The following is a 15,702-nucleotide window of genomic DNA, read 5'->3' as shown; positions in this document are numbered from 1 at the left end:
CTGCGCCGGCAGCCCTAATAATCAGCGTACTGCAACATTGCCGCTGCGCTTATAATAAAAGGAGAACCATATGAGTCAATTGAAGGTGTATCAATATCCGAAATGCAGCACCTGCCGCGCCGCAGTGAAATGGCTGAAGGAGCAGGGGCATGAGCTGGACTTGCAGCATATTGCCGAGCAGCCGCCCACAGTGGAGGAGCTGCGCGTCCTGCTGAAGAACAGCGGACTGCCGCTGAAGAAGTTTTTTAATACGAGCGGTGAGGTCTACAAGGAACTTAATCTGAAGGACAAGCTGGCCGGTCTCAGTGAAGATAAGCAGCTTGAGCTGCTCGCCAGCCACGGGATGCTTATCAAGCGTCCGGTTGTCACTGACGGCAAGAAGGTTACAGTCGGCTACAAAGATGAGCAGTACGCTGAAGCCTGGAGCAACACCTAAAATTCGGTGCGATCCAGGCGATTAATGCAGCGTTCCATAAGATTTCCTTTTTTATTTCTTGTTTAAGCATTGCAGCAATACTGGATCCCATATCATGTTTATGTTTGGCTGCCCTTTCTTGTCCCCTTGCTTCGTATGATCACCGGAGCATCAAAAAGCAGCAAGGGGAAGATAACGGCATACGTACGAAACCTCCAGAATATCCCTTAGAACCAGTCCTAATTCCATTCGGAAAGTTGCAGGATTGCTATTGTAATAGTCTCCAGTCCCCCTGTTCGAAGCCATATACATTTTTGAAATTCTTTCCACACTTTGCCGCGCTTATATTGGATATCTTCCTCCAGCCCAAAGAAATCCCATTCCTTGTTTATGGATTCAGATCCATGCCCTCAAAGACTTATATATAAATTTTGATGCAAATTGTTTGTCTGCATATGAGCAATCCTGAATTTATTGCAAGGGTAATATGTATTTTGTATTAATTTATCAAACAGAAATTAAATAGCATATAAACATGTTATATAACAATTTGGATTTATAGTTAAAACAATATAGATTGTACTTGAGATTTTAGAGTGAAGAATCAGTCGCCACTGCGGTGAATATTTGGACTTCCGGCCGCTGTTGTCTGCAGATTTCATGATTATACTGCTGTTCGCGGTGGAAATCCGCAGACTAAGGCGATTGCTATCGCTCCTTCAGTTCCAAAATCCCCCTTCGTCACTCCTTCCTCCTCCTCAAGTTTCCAAGTTCAATCTATACATAGTGTCAATGATATTGAATGAATGGGGCGAGGAAATGACAGTACGGCGATTATTACCAGTAACGGATACAGAAGAAGTCGGAATTGTTGAGTTTCTGCTAGGCAATGATCTGTATTGTACGTATGTGCAGCAAGTAAGGGAGGTTATTAATACTATTCCGGTTACTCCAGTTCCATTAGCACATCCTTACATGGAGGGGCTGATTCAGTTTCGTGGAGAAGCCATTGCAGTCATAGACCTGGCTAAATGTTTCGGGTATCCTTCTGCAAGGAGAACTGGACAGATACAGGGCAAATATATTATTGCTGAGATGAAGAATAATAAGGCTGCCGCGTTTCATGTCCATGAGGCATTGAGAATCAATCAGTTTAATCCGGCGAAGATGAATCAGACTCTTGAGGCCTTACAAGTGCAGCGCGGGTTTAGTCAGAGGATTGTGCAAGTCGAGGGGAAGCTGCTTGTTCTTCTGGACTTTGAAAAAGTGATAGAGACTATATCTGCTGACTAAGTGTTTGTAAAATATCAAACAAATGTTGAAATGTGTGGCATTTTGTCGAACGGTGTATATTGTTCGACATTTTTTGTATATAATCATGTTGATCTTAAAATTGCCAAATACAAACCAATAATGTATTTATAAGGTGGTAGTGAGTTGATTCGTGATTTGATTCTCAGTTTTTGCCTGTTGACGATTTTTACGTTTTTTTTCGAGCACTTTATGATGAGGGTAAACATTAATCTGAGGGTTTTAACAGGCTACACTTGGAAAGTGGGGATATACCAGGGCCTTGTGGGCGTCATTCTAATATATGCTGTTAGTCATCCCTTTAATAATTGCCTGATTGCGGACCTGAGTACCATCCCCATACTCATTGCTGCTTCCATTGGCGGCCCATTCGCATCAGCATTGGCGGCTTTGTTAATTATCCTTCCCCGTCTTATTTATGAGCCATCCATAAAGATGATGATAGTGGGGATTATTGATGTGTCCATCATTTTTATTGTTTGCAATATAACCATCCGCTATATTCACTCCTTCTGGAAGCAGTGGATCATCTTAGTCACCGTGACCAATCTTCTGTTGATATTATTTTATAATTATATTGACAACTCACATTCTTTATCCGCCAGTCTGCAATTTTTGGCCGTGTATGAGGCATCCGGGTTATTTATCGCGGCAAAGTTATTCTATATGTGCAATGCCCAGAGGCTGAAGCAACGGTTCGATGAGATGCAAAGCGATCTGTTAGAGATTCTTCATCTGCAACCTGGATTTATCTATAAATTGACCAGAGAAAATGAAGAATTCAAATATAAAATTGCCGGAGGTGCCTTGTGTGTTGAACTGGGGATTTCCTCCAGTGAACTCGTCGGCAAGACACTTGATAGACTGGATTTATTCCCTGAGGATCTAAGTATTTTTATGAAGATTCAAAAGGAAAAGGCCTGGGCCGGAGAACCGCAGACATTTGAAATATTATTTAAGGAGCATACGCTGCTTATCAATCTGAATCCAGTTTTCTATGACAACATCGTTGGCGCTATCATCGGCTCTGTTATAGATATTTCCCAGCGCATGGAATCAGAGAAGAAGCTTAAAGAGAGTGAGGAGTTATACCGTTCGCTTGTGGAGAGCACCCAGGATTTCATAGTGTGGTTTGATGTGCAGGGACGAATTACATCTGTAAATAATAAAGTGGCCGAGACGCTTCGAATATCGCCTGAGAGCCTGATTGGGACAATGATAACAGAACAGATGCCAGCGGGTGAGCATGTTGAGCAATGGCTCTATTACTTCAGACAGGTCATCTCAAATGGAACGATGGAGAGATTTGAATACAGCTTTAGATCAGCCAGGAGAGAACATCAATATGATGTCACTTTGTCTCCGTTCTTTAACATGAAAGAGGAAGTAATAGGGGTTATAACCACTGGGCATGATATTACCCATGTGAAGAAAAGCAGGGCGGCTGACGAAGCTAATAAGGCAAAAAGCGAGTTTCTTGCCCGCATGAGCCATGAAATACGTACCCCGCTTAGCGGAATCATAGGTCTCACGGAGCTTTTGACTAGACAGGAAATGTCTCCGGTGCAAAAAGATTATTTGAACAAAATTCTCTCCTCGTCCCATACCTTGCTTGGTATTATTAATGATGTTCTTGATCTCTCGAAGATTGAGGCCGGTAAAATTGAACTGCAAAAGGTTAATTTTAATCTGCATCAGCTGATGCAGGAATTATCGGATATTCTTGCCGTGCTTCTCGGATCGAAACAGCTAAAGTTCATTATTGATACATCGGCGGATATTCCGGAGATGCTCTATGGTGATTCTCTGCGCGTTGAACAAATTCTTATCAATATGATAAACAATGCCATTAAATTTACGGATAGGGGGCATATATACGTCAAGGTTGAACCCGTAAGATATGAAGAAGATATTATTCATTTGGAATTCTCGGTAGAAGATACGGGCATCGGGCTTACGAGCGATCAGATCGATCATCTGTTTGAACCCTTCATGCAGGTCAGACATTATTCCAGACAGATGGGTGGAGGAACCGGCCTGGGACTTCCGATCTGCAAATACTTTGTTGAACTGATGGGAGGAGATATTGAAATCAGCAGCGAGCCGGGACAGGGCAGTAAGTTTTCCTTTACCATTCCCTTTGAATATGCACGACCGGATGAATTGCTTCAGCTGGAGGAGCGGATGGAATTTTCACAAACCAAAGTTCTTGTCATTGAGAACAATGCTGCGGTTAGAAACGGGTTATGCTCTATGCTGGAATCAATGAACTTTGATGTTGCGGCATGTGAACAATCGGATCTTGTTTATTCTCATCTGCCTGTTGAAGTGATTGTGGTTGATTTAAGTATGAATGAGCGGGAAGGGTTGAACGACTGGCTGCAGCTTCAGAAAATACATCATACACATCCCGTTCGCTATGTTGCAATTTCAACGGCAGAGGTACGTGATGGGATTTCGAAATTGCCTGCGAGTCTGCAGCCGGATGCTCTAATTCTAATGCCCGTTAGCCGTAACGGCCTGTACCAGGCCATGTACACCTTGTTCAAGAATGAACCGGATTCACCGCATGAGATTAAGGGTAGCGGGAAGCTTTCCTTACCCGGGATTCAGCGGAAAATTCTGTTAGCAGAAGATAACGAAATTAATCAGCTTGTTGTCACAGAGCTTCTGACTTCATACGGCTTTGAGGTAACCGCAGCAAATGATGGTAAGGAGGCTCTGGCTTTACTGGAACATGGGGGATGGGACTTGCTTTTACTGGACATTCATATGCCTGAACTTAGTGGAATTGAGGTGACGAAGAAGATACGGCAGAACCGCGAGTATGACCACCTGCCGGTCATAGCCCTGACCGCAAATACTGTAAAGGAAGAGCATGAAATGTATTACCGCATTGGGATGAACGGTGTATTGACCAAGCCGCTTCAGGTCGATGCACTAATTGCGTTACTGAACAGACGTGTCAAAGGAATAGATTATCAATTGCTTTTGCAAAGAGTTAGCGGAAAAGAATATATTGTACGTTATATGTTCACTGTGTTTATTCGTGACTATAAGCTTTTTGTTGAACAACTGCGGGATGCCCTGAACAATGACGATTTAACTGGATATCGTCGGATGCTTCATACCTTTAAGGGTGTGGCAGGGAATCTGTGTGCCGACCGGCTGCTGACAGCTGCAATGAGGCTTGAATTAGAACTAGAGCAGGATGCTGATCTCCAGAATGGATTGGACAATTTGGAGGATGAGCTTCTGGGGATCATCTCTTCTATACAGCACTATTTAGATAATGCATATCCTGGTGACAGCAAGGATGTACTTGATCATGAGAGGGTTTTATTATGAAAGTAATACTTATTGAGGATGACATGATTATCGGTGACATGATAAAGATGTATCTTGCAGAAGAAGGCAATATTGTTTACAGAGTAGATACAGGAACCGGAGGACTTGCTCTTATTGAGGAGAAGCAACCCGATCTTGTGATCATTGATTTAGTGCTGCCTGACTTAAACGGCATTGAGGTTTGCAGAGAGATTCGTAAAGAATCTGTGGTGCCCATCGTAATTATTTCTATGAATACCGAAGTCATGAGCCGTGTCGAAGCCTTAAACGCCGGGGCGGATGATTATTTATGCAAGCCCTTCAGCATGAAGGAGCTGTTAGCCAGAATGAATGCCATTTTACGGAGAGCGTATCAGAGATCAAATTATAAAGAGGCTGATGGAAGTCATTCAATTTCCAGACCGGAAGATAGAAGCATTGTTATTGAACATGAATACCGGTCCATTAAAGTTCAAGGGAAAATAGTAGAGACAACCTTTACCGAATTTGAAATTATGAAACTCCTTTATAACCATCCGGAGCGGGTGTTCTCGCGGGAGGAACTGATCATTTATCTGCGTGGAATCCATACATTAGTGAATGAACGCTCAATTGATGTGCATGTTATGAAGCTCAGAAATAAAATTGAACTAGATCCAAAAAATCCGAAATATATTAAAACAGTTTGGGGAATAGGCTATAAATTTTCGCTGAATAAATTCAATGAATATGAAGAAAAGACATAGATTCCTAATACTTTTACAAGAAATGTTTTAATACCTCTGCACTATCATGAAAGGGAGATGTAAGTGATAGGAAGGGGATAGAACTGTGCGTAATCTAAAAGTAGCAACAAAACTGTTTCTGTTGATCGGAGTCTTTATTGTAGCCATGGTTGCACAATCTGCTCTTGGATATGTATCGTTGACGAAAATGGTTGATAATTCTAACGCGATGTATTTCGATCGGATGGTGCCGGAAGCAGATTTTCTAAATTACCGTACCGGCAACCGGGCGATGGAAAGCATTCTGTTCCAATCCATGCAGACTAGTACAAATCAAGAGGCGAACGAATTAAAAATAAAATTCGATAGCCTTGTGAATGCGAATTCAAATATTCTGGATAGAATGCTTGTGAATGGGATCACCGAAGAGGAGAAAAAGCTTGTAAAAGATATTAAAACTGAATTTATTGTATACATCCGTTCCATGCAGGAAGCCTTTGCTTTGGGGGCTGTTAATCGCAATGTGGAAGCCTATGATTATTATAAAAATAATGTTGTACCCACAATGAATGTAATGGTTACTTTAGGTGACACATTGGAAAACAAACTTAAGGATAGTGCCGCTGCCATTAACACTTTGGTCCGCGAACAAGGGGAGCAAAGCATTCTGTTATCAAACATCCTGTCCATCGCTTTTTGTCTGCTCTGCACTGTTGTCGGAATTATCATCATAAGGATGATTGTAAAACCGGTGCAGGCTGTACAGAAGCTTATGAAAGAAGCGGAGAACAGAGATTTCACCGGAGAAGCAAGTTATCGTTCCAGAGATGAACTCGGGCAACTGACGCATTCTCTCAATACTATGCTCGAGGTATTAAGAAACCTGTTCGGGCAGATTACAGAGACTTCGCAGCAGGTTGCGGCGTTCTCTGTGCAGCTTACGGCAAATGCAGAACAGACCAGCACAGCCAGTGAAAATATTGCGGCAAACGTTCAAGAAGTAGCGGGAGGTGCAGATCAACAGGTTCATGCGGTTGAAGTAACGGCCAGAACAATGGAACATATGAAGGACAGTATTCAGCTTATTGAACGGAATGCTCAGAACATGTCTGAAACAGCCTCACAGACTTCAGATCTATCATTGGAGGGAAATGAAGCGGTCCATACAGCTGTGAGTCAAATGAGTTCAATCTATGCGGCGATTGAAGAGCTGAACAGCATTATTCATGGTTTAGAACAGCAGTCAGAAGAGATAGGTCAGATTGTAGACACTATATCAGGGATTTCAGCACAAACCAATTTGCTCGCGCTGAACGCAACAATCGAAGCGGCCAGGGCTGGAGAACATGGCCGGGGATTTGCGGTTGTCGCGAATGAGGTCCGCAAGCTGGCTGAGCAATCAGCAGGATCGGCCCAAAAAATATCTGTCCTGATCAGTACGATTCAGTCGGAAACAGGCAAAGCTGTCCGATCCATGGAACGCACGTCTAAAGAGGTTGAGAGCGGGATCGAGATTGTGAATTCGGCAGGGCAAGCATTTGCACAGATTGAAGAGTCTGTGGATAACGTCGCCGCCCAGATCAGGGAAGTCACAAATGAAGTTCAGGATCTGGCAGCAGGAACAGAAATAGTGTTTCGTTCGGTGGAAGAGATCAATACTTCTGCCAAAACTTCTGCCTCCGGCACGCAGAATATTGCAGCAGCAACAGAAGAACAGCTAGCATCAATGGAAGAAATATCAGCATCCTCAGCTTCCTTAGCCCAAATGGCCGAGGATTTGTACGACAATTTAAACGGTTTCAAGATTTATAGGAATTAAGGTAAAGAATATGCTGATAATAATTCTGAAATTCATTGTATCCGCCGGTATTTGTATTTATCTTTTTTTACGAGTAACTGCTTACAGGAAGTCATCTCGGAAACTTATCAGCAATGTCCCAAAAGCAGAGGAGCCTCTTTATCGGCAGCAGCTTGAGAAAGATCTACACCATGCGCTCGAAAATGAAGAATTTTTTCTCGTATATCAACCACAGGTCGATGTTCCCAGACAGAAAATTGTGGGCGCTGAAGCATTGCTCCGTTGGGAGCATCCCACATTCGGAATGATCTCCCCCGAGATTTTCATTCCTATCCTTGAAGAGACGGGGCTCATTTGTCCGATTGGTGAATGGGTGCTCCTCTCTGCCTGCAGACAGTTGAACAAATGGGAGGAGCATTTAACGTCAGCAATTCGTATTTCAGTAAACCTGTCCGTCAGGCAACTGATGATGGATGATATTCCAAGTATCCTCTCTGGAATTATACGTGAAACCAACGTAGATCCTCGCAGGCTGGAACTTGAAATTACAGAAAGCGGATTTCTGACACATACGGAGAGCATGATAGCAACCGTAGAAAGTATCAAAGCAACCGGTGTGAATATCGCGATAGATGATTTTGGAAGCGGACAATCTTCTTTAAGTTATTTTAAGTATTTTCCAATAGATACACTCAAAGTTGACCGGATCTTCATTCGTGAAATGATAAGCAGCAATTGTGATCAGGCGATTGTATCATCTTTAATCTTCCTGGCACACAATCTGGGTATGAAGGTCATAGCTGAAGGGGTGGAACGAATGGAAGAACTAGAGCTTCTGTCTGATTATAAATGCGATGAGATTCAAGGATTTCTGTACAGTAAGCCCTTAGCGGTGAGAGACTTTGAAGATTTACTGGCGTCCGAAGGGATTTTTAACTATGATTTGGTGCTACAGTAGTTAATTCCGGCCGGGCCTCCCAATGATTGGAGCTGTGGGAATCTGGATGCACTCTTATAAGATTACTAGTTTTCTGATAGAATACTCCTAGAGGCGCAATGCAAATTGTATGCACAAGGAGAGGTTACACATGAGCACAGTAACAGAAACTAAGGGCCGGGTAATGATCGTGGATGGAATGGCTCTGCTGTTCCGGGCTTTTTATGCTACCTCTTATGGAGGATATATCCGCAAGACCAGCGCCGGGCTTCCGACGAATGCGGTGTATGGATTTTTGCAGTATTTTTTCGACGCGGTGAGTACGTTTGAGCCTTCACATGTGGTCTGCTGCTGGGATATGGGCAAGGGTACGTTCCGTACGGAGAAGTATGACGGCTACAAATCGAACCGCATTGATGCGCCGCTGGAGCTGATTCCGCAGTTTGACCTCGTGAAAGAGGTAGTGGCCGAGCTGGGCGTGCCGAATATCGGTCTGGTTGGTTATGAGGCAGATGACTGCATTGGTACATTGGCTTCGTGCTACAGCGGGGAGTCAGAGGTCTATATTCTCACAGGTGACCACGATATGCTGCAGCTGGTGAATGACAGCGTCAAGGTCGTGATTATGAAAAAAGGCCGCTCCAACTATAAAGTGTATGATCCGGCGGAGCTCCTTGCTGAACGTGGCCTCACCCCTGCACAGGTGATTGACCTGAAGGGCTTCATGGGAGACACCAGCGACAATTATCCCGGCGTTAAGGGCATCGGTGAGAAAACAGCCACCAAGCTGCTGACCGAATACGGCACCGTGGAAGGTGTCATTGAGAACCTGCATCTGCTGCCCAAAGGCGTGCGGGCCAAAATCGAGGCTGACCTCGATATGCTGCATCTCTCGCGGGAGCTGGCGGAAATCCGCTGCGATGTGCCGGTGGTCTGCGAACTGGCGGACTGTCTGTGGGCACTGCAGCGGGATACTGCGGCACGCAAGTTCAATGAGCTGGAGTTCGGCAGCCTGATGCATCTGATCGGCGGGATCGCCGAGGTCCGGGATGACCGGGGAATCGTACAGATTGAACTCGGAGATTTGGGCTGAGAAGAGCTTAGTTATAGGCTTAGGCAGGCCAGAGCCTCCTGAATAAGCAGAAGACCCCTCGCGAAAGTCTCGCGATAGGGGTCTTTTTGTGTTATCCCTGACAACTGAATACCATATGCCGGGCTCAGATTACAATTCCGTCGCAGTGATCGATCTCATGCTGAATGATCTGCGCCGCAAATCCGGTGAAGGTCTGCTTCTGCGGTTTGAAATTACGGTCGAGGAACTCTACCTCAATGGAATCATAGCGCATAGTTCTGCGTACGCCATCATGTGAGAGACAGCCCTCCTCAGCCTCATAAGGACTGTTACGCCCCGTGATGACCGGATTAATCATGGGGACATTCACTGGTCCGATACTGAACGCGATGATGCGCTTATTGACACCGATCATATCAGCCGCCATGCCGACACACCGGTCTGCATTCGCGCGCAATGTATCCAGAAGGTCATCTAACACCGGCAGATCCTCTTTAGTTGCCGGTGTGGACTTCTGGCTTAGAATCGTCATATCTTTACATATGGGTCTGATCATAGTATTCTCCATGTGTTTTATTTGGTTGCCACTGCCATAATATCATCTTTTGTATGGACAGTGAAATGAATCTGGCTTCATCCTCGTATGCAGGCTCGAATTTCCTTTTCTGCAGTCTATAAATACATATATGTTGTACGTTTTATTTAAAGATTGACGAACCGGCGGAAGCCTGACTATAATATTAATATAAGTGTTAAATGATTAACAAATATATTAACTTAAAGAGGAGCGTTAACTGAAATGGCAGAACGCATTGTATTGAACACTGACATCCGCAAAGGCACAATTAACCGCAACATCTATGGACATTTCGCTGAGCATCTGGGACGCTGTATCTATGAAGGCATCTGGGTAGGGGAAGATTCGCCGATTCCGAACACGAAGGGTATCCGCAACGATGTGGTGGAAGCGCTTAAGGAAATGAAGATTCCCGTATTGCGCTGGCCGGGCGGCTGCTTCGCCGATGAATACCACTGGAAGGACGGCATTGGCCCGAGTGAAGAACGCAAGCGGATGATCAATACCCATTGGGGCGGTGCGGTTGAGAACAATCATTTTGGTACACATGAATTCATGCGGCTCTGCGCCATGCTGGAATGTGAGCCGTACATCAACGGCAATGTAGGGAGCGGAACGGTTCAGGAGATGTCCGAGTGGGTTGAGTATTTGACCTTTAACGGTGTATCGCCGATGGCTGAGCTGCGCCAGAAGAACGGCCAGGAAGAGGCCTGGAGTGTAGCTTACTTCGGCGTGGGCAATGAGAACTGGGGCTGCGGCGGCAATATGCGTCCTGAATATTATGCTGACCTGTACCGCCAATATCAGACTTATGTGCGCAACTATGGGGATAACAAAATTCACCGGATCGCCTGCGGCGCGAACTCGGATGACTATAACTGGACCGAAGTGCTGATGCGCGAAGCCACCCGCTTCATGGATTCGCTTACCCTGCACTACTACACCCTGCCGACTTCGGATTGGGCTAATAAAGGTGCGGCTACCGGCTATGGAACGGATGAATATTTCAACACATTGAAGAAGGCGCTGTTCATGGATGAGCTGGTTACCCGCCACAGTGTGATTATGGACAAATACGATCCGGACAAAAGAGTGGGCCTGATCGTTGATGAATGGGGCACCTGGTATGATGTGGAACCCGGTACGAACCCTGGATTCCTCTACCAGCAGAACACGATCCGTGATGCGCTGGTTGCCGGTCTGACCCTGAATATCTTCCACAAGCACAGCGACCGTGTACGGATGGCGAACATTGCCCAGACTGTAAACGTGCTGCAGGCTGTAATTCTGACCGAAGGCGAGAAAATGCTTCTGACTCCAACCTACCATGTATTCAATATGTATAAAGTACATCAGGATGCGGAGCTGCTGGATCTGACGATCGACAGCCCGGTTTACAGCTATGAGGGCGTGGAGATTCCTGAAGTATCTGCTTCAGCTTCCGTAACGGCAGAGGGCGTCATTCACGTCAGCCTGTGCAACCTGAATCACGCTGCACCGGCAGTATTGCCGCTGGAGCTGCGCGGACTGGCTGGACAGTCAGCAGCCGTAAGCGGCACTACACTTGCAGGGTCTTCCATCGATGCCCACAATACCTTCGAGCAGCCGGAAGCGGTAGTACCGCAGCCGTTCACCGCCTTCCAGCTTGAAGGCGACACGCTTACGGTTGAACTGCCGCCAATGTCGGTGACAGTACTGGCAATTACTCCGGGAGCTTAACGGGAGGGAGCGCAGCATGACTACAACCTCAGCATGCAAGGGATGCCGGGAAGAGTACAAGGTGACGGAAGCGCAGATTGCCCGGATTCTCGCCTCCTCCATGTTCAATCCGGAGAATACAGCCCCGGACGAAGTCTACGCCGAGCGGGTTGCCCTATGCGGAGCTTGTCCCAAGCTGCAGGATGGCGTAACCTGCATTGCCTGCGGCTGTATTATACCGGTTGTAGCCCGGCTGAAGGCACGCGGCTGTCCGCTGCCGGGCGGCGGCCTGTGGCAGCCGGTGACTGATTAAACTGCAAAGCTGTCCTGCAATACACCCGTAACCACAACAGCGGCAGCGGGGGACCTGAGCCTTAGGTCTCCCGCTGCCGCTGTTTGCTGCACCATCCTGTTTGGGTCATTCCGCCAGACTGGCACTTGCCGAAGCTTCAACTGCATCTGTATAAAAGAGCTCAAACACAAGATCCTCGTTATAGTTGCCGAACCCCTTGCCGAATAAGGTAAGGCCGCCGATATGCTCCGCATCCTCTTCCACAGAGACCTTGAACGTCCACTGCTTATCACGGATACCGACCTGCTCCAGCGTAACCTCTGACAGCTTCTGACCGTCCATGAACGTGCCCGCCGGAGTAATCCGCAGCTGCTTAAGCAGCCCATATTGGTTGGTGAGCGCAGGCCACCAGGCAGGAGTGTATTTGCCCGGGCTGTCCCCGTAGTCGCCGGGGCTGGTCCAGAAGCCTAGCCGCTGACCGTTCAGTGTGAAGGTGATGTCGGAGGGCCAGTTATTATTGATGGACGGGGCTTCGGAGGCAATCTCCATCGTGATGACCAGCTCCTCCGGCTTCTGGCTGGACAGCAGGAAGTTCGGGATTTTATATTCTACGAATCCTTTGCCGAACCACAGAATGCCCGCATTCACCCGCTCCTGATCCCAGAAATACCGCGGATCGTCAAAGTTGCCAATCACCCGCTCGGTTGTAGATAAGCCGCAGGTCGGTTCAATCTGGAAATCAGAGTAGTGGCCCACGGGAATTTCCTTACGGTAGCCTCTGCGCTGTGTTCTGGCTTGTCCGGGGAAAATAATCTCAGCACTCTCGGCGGCCAGTGTACAAATCTTCTGCAGTCCGCTGCGCCCGGGAGCCATGTGGCTGCGGATCAGTCCGGCAGCTTCCAGCTTGCGCACATGCATCGTCATAATGGCACTGCTGAGCTTCAGCGCCCCGGCCAGTTCCTTGACGTTCATAGGCTGTTCGGACAGGAGCCGCAGCATCTGCAGGCGCACAGCGCTGGATAACGCTTCGTACACGGGTAAAGATTGTTCGGTTAGATCAAGTTTCATGCGCTGCCTCCACGTTCAGGTTATATAGTTAATAATTATATTACTCAAATGATATTCTTACAAGCAAATGAACGCTGCCCAACAAGCAAATGAATACTGCGTCCTTCGCAGCCGCTCCAATTTTATCACAGACATGCAGAGCCTGTTCCGCTATGATGTAGGATGGATTAGCGATGTAACAAGGTGCTCTTGCCGGATCAGGCAAGGGATAACAGGGAATCGGGTGCAAGTCCCGAGCGGTCCCGCCACTGTAAGGAAGAGCTGAACTTCATGATGTCACTCGGGGAGAACCCCGGGGAAGACGAAGGATATAGCGCCCGTATTCCAAGCCAGGAGACCTACCTTGATTACGCACACCACGACTCTACGCGGATAGGAGCGGTGTACGGATAGGTTAATGAGAAGAGGCGTCTCTGCAGCGTCCTCTATCGAATCATACCTGCGTACATAAACTCCCACCCTGAAGGGCGGGAGTTTTTTGGGTTTGCTATATTAAAGAAACTTGGAGGCTGACAAATGAAGAAACGCGGATTTTGGAGTTTTGCGGCGCTGATTGCCGGATTTACAGTGTACTTTATGCTGAATGAACCGGGAACGGCCCAGGCTATGCACATTATGGAAGGGTTTCTGCCGGTAGGCTGGGCCGTGTTCTGGTGGGTGGCGTTCTTACCGTTCTTCATACTCGGGATTATCAGGCTTAGATCGATGACCAGGGAGAATCCGGAGCTGAAGCTGCTGCTCGGTCTGGCAGGGGCGTTCACCTTCGTCTTATCGGCGCTCAAAATGCCTTCCGTTACCGGAAGCAGCTCGCATCCTACAGGTACCGGACTTGGCGCAGTTATGCTGGGACCGTTGCCGATGGGCGTGATCGGCTCGATCGTGCTGTTGTTTCAGGCGCTGCTTCTGGCGCACGGGGGGATCACTACGCTGGGGGCGAATGCGTTCTCGATGGCGGTCGCGGGGCCTTTTGCCGGATATGCAGTCTATAAGCTGATGATGAAGCTGCCGGACCGCGAGAAGCTGGCCTTATTCTGTGCAGCGGCGGTTGCCGATCTGATGACTTATGTAGTGACTTCCTTCCAGCTTGCGGTGGCTTTTCCGGCTGCGGATGGCGGAGTCCTGGCGTCTTTTCTCAAATTCGGGGGGATCTTTGCCGTGACGCAGATTCCGCTGGCCATCAGCGAAGGGCTGCTGACCGTATTATTGTGGAACTGGCTGAAATCGTACAGTCCGAATGAAATGTCGCTCCTGAAACGTAAGGTCAAAGGGGGAAATGCATAATGAGCAATAAATGGAAAAATGGATTGATGCTGCTGGCTGTTGTCCTGCTGTGTGTCTTGCCGCTGCTGTTCGTGAGTGGTGATTTCGGCGGGGCCGATGATGCTGCCGAGGGTGTGATCACAGAGATTAACCCCGAATATGAACCCTGGTTCAAGCCGCTGACCGAGCTTCCGGGTGAGACGGAGAGTATGCTGTTCGCATTGCAGGCGGCGATTGGCGCCGGGGTGATCGGATATTCACTGGGGCTGCTGAAAGGGAAACAAGGCCAGGCGAAGCAGAACAGCATCAGCAAGTGATCAGACGAATTGATGTCCTTTCTTATAATAATGCCTTGAGGCAGCTGTCTCCCATGTGGAAAAGCTCGTTCGCGGCACTGATGTTCCTGCTCTCCTATACCGTGCATCCGGTGCTGCAGCTTGTGATTACGCTGTGGATGATGTCCTGGTGCATCCTGCATGCCAAAATTCCCTATCGCGCCTACGGGCTGTTGTTTGGCACGGCGCTGCTGTTCTATTGCCTTAGTGTACCGGCGCTGCTCGTGGAATTCGGCCACCCGGCTGCCGGGGAAGCTGGCATATTCCGGATTTCGGGGCCGCCTCTTCCGGTATATATCACGGCAGCAGGGCTGGAGCGGGCCGGTGAACTGCTGGCCAGAGTCTCGGCCTGCATGAGCTGCTTCTTCTTCCTAATGTTCACCACCCCGTTCAGCGAGCTTCTGCAGGTGCTGCGCAGGCTGCGTATGCCGCAGATTGTGCTGGAGCTGATGCTGATCATGTACCGCTTCCTGTTCCTGCTGAATGATGCGGCGCACGGGCTGATGCTGGCCCGGAGGCTGCGCGGCGGCCGCAGAGGGTATAAGGCCAGGCTGCGGGAGACTGCGGCCATGACCGCGGCCCTCTTCGGCAATACGATGCACCGTTATTACGGATTGTCGCAGGGGCTGCTGACCCGCGGGTTCACGGGGGAGATCATTCTGCCGCCGTATACCGCGCGGCCTGTGCCGCGGCGTTATGCGGTCCGGGCGTATGCCGGGATCGCTGTGCTGGCGCTGGCGCAGCTTTGGCTGTGGCTGCGGGGTTGAATTTAAGATTTTAGTGCAGGAAATCTGCTGGCTTTGTTGAAATCATGCCCAAAGTACAACAATTTCCCCGGAATATCGGATGTATTCCAAGATTGTTGTACAAAAGGCAGCATTTCACTT

The 15,702-nt window shown here is 47.9% G+C and carries 14 protein-coding genes and 1 riboswitch; of the genes, 12 read left to right on the top strand and 2 right to left on the bottom strand.

What is annotated here, in order from left to right; genetic code table 11:
* Positions 1 to 70 precede the first annotated feature (70 nt).
* From NSU14_RS21885 to NSU14_RS21855, 7 genes are all read left to right on the top strand, one after another.
* Complete coding sequence (locus tag NSU14_RS21885) at positions 71 to 436, top strand: arsenate reductase family protein (protein ID WP_042135100.1); 366 nt, start codon at positions 71 to 73, stop codon at positions 434 to 436.
* A gap of 798 nt (positions 437 to 1,234) precedes the next feature.
* Positions 1,235 to 1,708 (top strand): chemotaxis protein CheW, encoded by a 474-nt coding sequence (locus NSU14_RS21880; RefSeq protein ID WP_197074344.1) that lies wholly within the window; start codon positions 1,235 to 1,237, stop codon positions 1,706 to 1,708.
* 144 nt (positions 1,709 to 1,852) lie between these two features.
* Entirely contained in the window at positions 1,853 to 5,074 is a 3,222-nt protein-coding gene (locus tag NSU14_RS21875; RefSeq protein WP_340947348.1) for a response regulator, read from the top strand.
* A complete protein-coding gene (locus tag NSU14_RS21870; RefSeq protein WP_340947347.1) occupies positions 5,071 to 5,799 on the top strand; it encodes a response regulator transcription factor in 729 nt (242 codons plus the stop codon). The genes NSU14_RS21875 and NSU14_RS21870 overlap by 4 nt, the downstream gene beginning before the upstream one ends.
* Before the next feature lie 85 nt (positions 5,800 to 5,884).
* Positions 5,885 to 7,597: a methyl-accepting chemotaxis protein gene (locus tag NSU14_RS21865; RefSeq protein ID WP_336102650.1), complete on the top strand. Its 1,713-nt coding sequence runs from the start codon at positions 5,885 to 5,887 to the stop codon at positions 7,595 to 7,597.
* 10 nt (positions 7,598 to 7,607) lie between these two features.
* Positions 7,608 to 8,534, top strand: coding sequence for a putative bifunctional diguanylate cyclase/phosphodiesterase (locus NSU14_RS21860; protein ID WP_052421746.1), 927 nt, complete (start codon positions 7,608 to 7,610; stop codon positions 8,532 to 8,534).
* Between the two features lie 130 nt (positions 8,535 to 8,664).
* On the top strand, positions 8,665 to 9,606 hold the full coding sequence (locus NSU14_RS21855) for a 5'-3' exonuclease (protein ID WP_042135106.1): 942 nt from the start codon (positions 8,665 to 8,667) through the stop codon (positions 9,604 to 9,606).
* A gap of 124 nt (positions 9,607 to 9,730) precedes the next feature.
* On the opposite strand, the gene NSU14_RS21850 is transcribed toward NSU14_RS21855, so the two are convergent.
* Positions 9,731 to 10,153: a peptide deformylase gene (locus NSU14_RS21850; RefSeq protein ID WP_340947346.1), complete on the bottom strand. Its 423-nt coding sequence runs from the start codon at positions 10,151 to 10,153 to the stop codon at positions 9,731 to 9,733.
* Positions 10,154 to 10,384: 231 nt separating this feature from the next.
* Between NSU14_RS21850 and NSU14_RS21845 the strand changes: the two genes are divergently transcribed.
* Positions 10,385 to 11,881 carry an alpha-N-arabinofuranosidase gene (locus NSU14_RS21845; protein ID WP_336102647.1) on the top strand — a complete coding sequence of 499 codons (1,497 nt, stop codon included), beginning with the start codon at positions 10,385 to 10,387 and terminating at the stop codon, positions 11,879 to 11,881.
* A 16-nt stretch (positions 11,882 to 11,897) separates the two neighbouring features.
* On the top strand, positions 11,898 to 12,173 hold the full coding sequence (locus NSU14_RS21840) for a DUF6171 family protein (protein ID WP_336102646.1): 276 nt from the start codon (positions 11,898 to 11,900) through the stop codon (positions 12,171 to 12,173).
* Between the two features lie 105 nt (positions 12,174 to 12,278).
* Here the strand turns inward: NSU14_RS21840 and NSU14_RS21835 are convergent, their stop codons facing one another.
* Positions 12,279 to 13,220, bottom strand: a complete 942-nt coding sequence (locus NSU14_RS21835) for an ArsR/SmtB family transcription factor (RefSeq protein WP_336102645.1) — start codon at positions 13,218 to 13,220, stop codon at positions 12,279 to 12,281.
* 164 nt (positions 13,221 to 13,384) lie between these two features.
* Positions 13,385 to 13,580, top strand: a riboswitch (cobalamin riboswitch).
* Positions 13,581 to 13,736: 156 nt separating this feature from the next.
* Between NSU14_RS21835 and NSU14_RS21830 the strand changes: the two genes are divergently transcribed.
* The 3 genes from NSU14_RS21830 to cbiQ are packed head-to-tail and all read left to right on the top strand — an operon-like array spanning position 13,737 to position 15,582.
* Positions 13,737 to 14,501, top strand: coding sequence for an energy-coupling factor ABC transporter permease (locus tag NSU14_RS21830; protein ID WP_042135116.1), 765 nt, complete (start codon positions 13,737 to 13,739; stop codon positions 14,499 to 14,501).
* The gene (locus NSU14_RS21825; protein ID WP_042135118.1) at positions 14,501 to 14,797 is read left to right on the top strand and encodes an energy-coupling factor ABC transporter substrate-binding protein; all 297 of its coding nucleotides are present in this window, start codon (positions 14,501 to 14,503) and stop codon (positions 14,795 to 14,797) included. The genes NSU14_RS21830 and NSU14_RS21825 overlap by 1 nt, the downstream gene beginning before the upstream one ends.
* A 35-nt stretch (positions 14,798 to 14,832) precedes the next feature.
* On the top strand, positions 14,833 to 15,582 hold the full coding sequence (gene cbiQ / locus NSU14_RS21820; protein WP_340947345.1) for a cobalt ECF transporter T component CbiQ: 750 nt from the start codon (positions 14,833 to 14,835) through the stop codon (positions 15,580 to 15,582).
* Positions 15,583 to 15,702: the final 120 nt, after the last annotated feature.

The organism is Paenibacillus sp. FSL R10-2771 (genome assembly GCF_038000205.1).
Taxonomy (GTDB): Bacteria; Bacillota; Bacilli; order Paenibacillales; family Paenibacillaceae; genus Paenibacillus_AQ; species Paenibacillus_AQ phytohabitans.
This window is presented reverse-complemented; position numbering and strand designations above follow the sequence as displayed.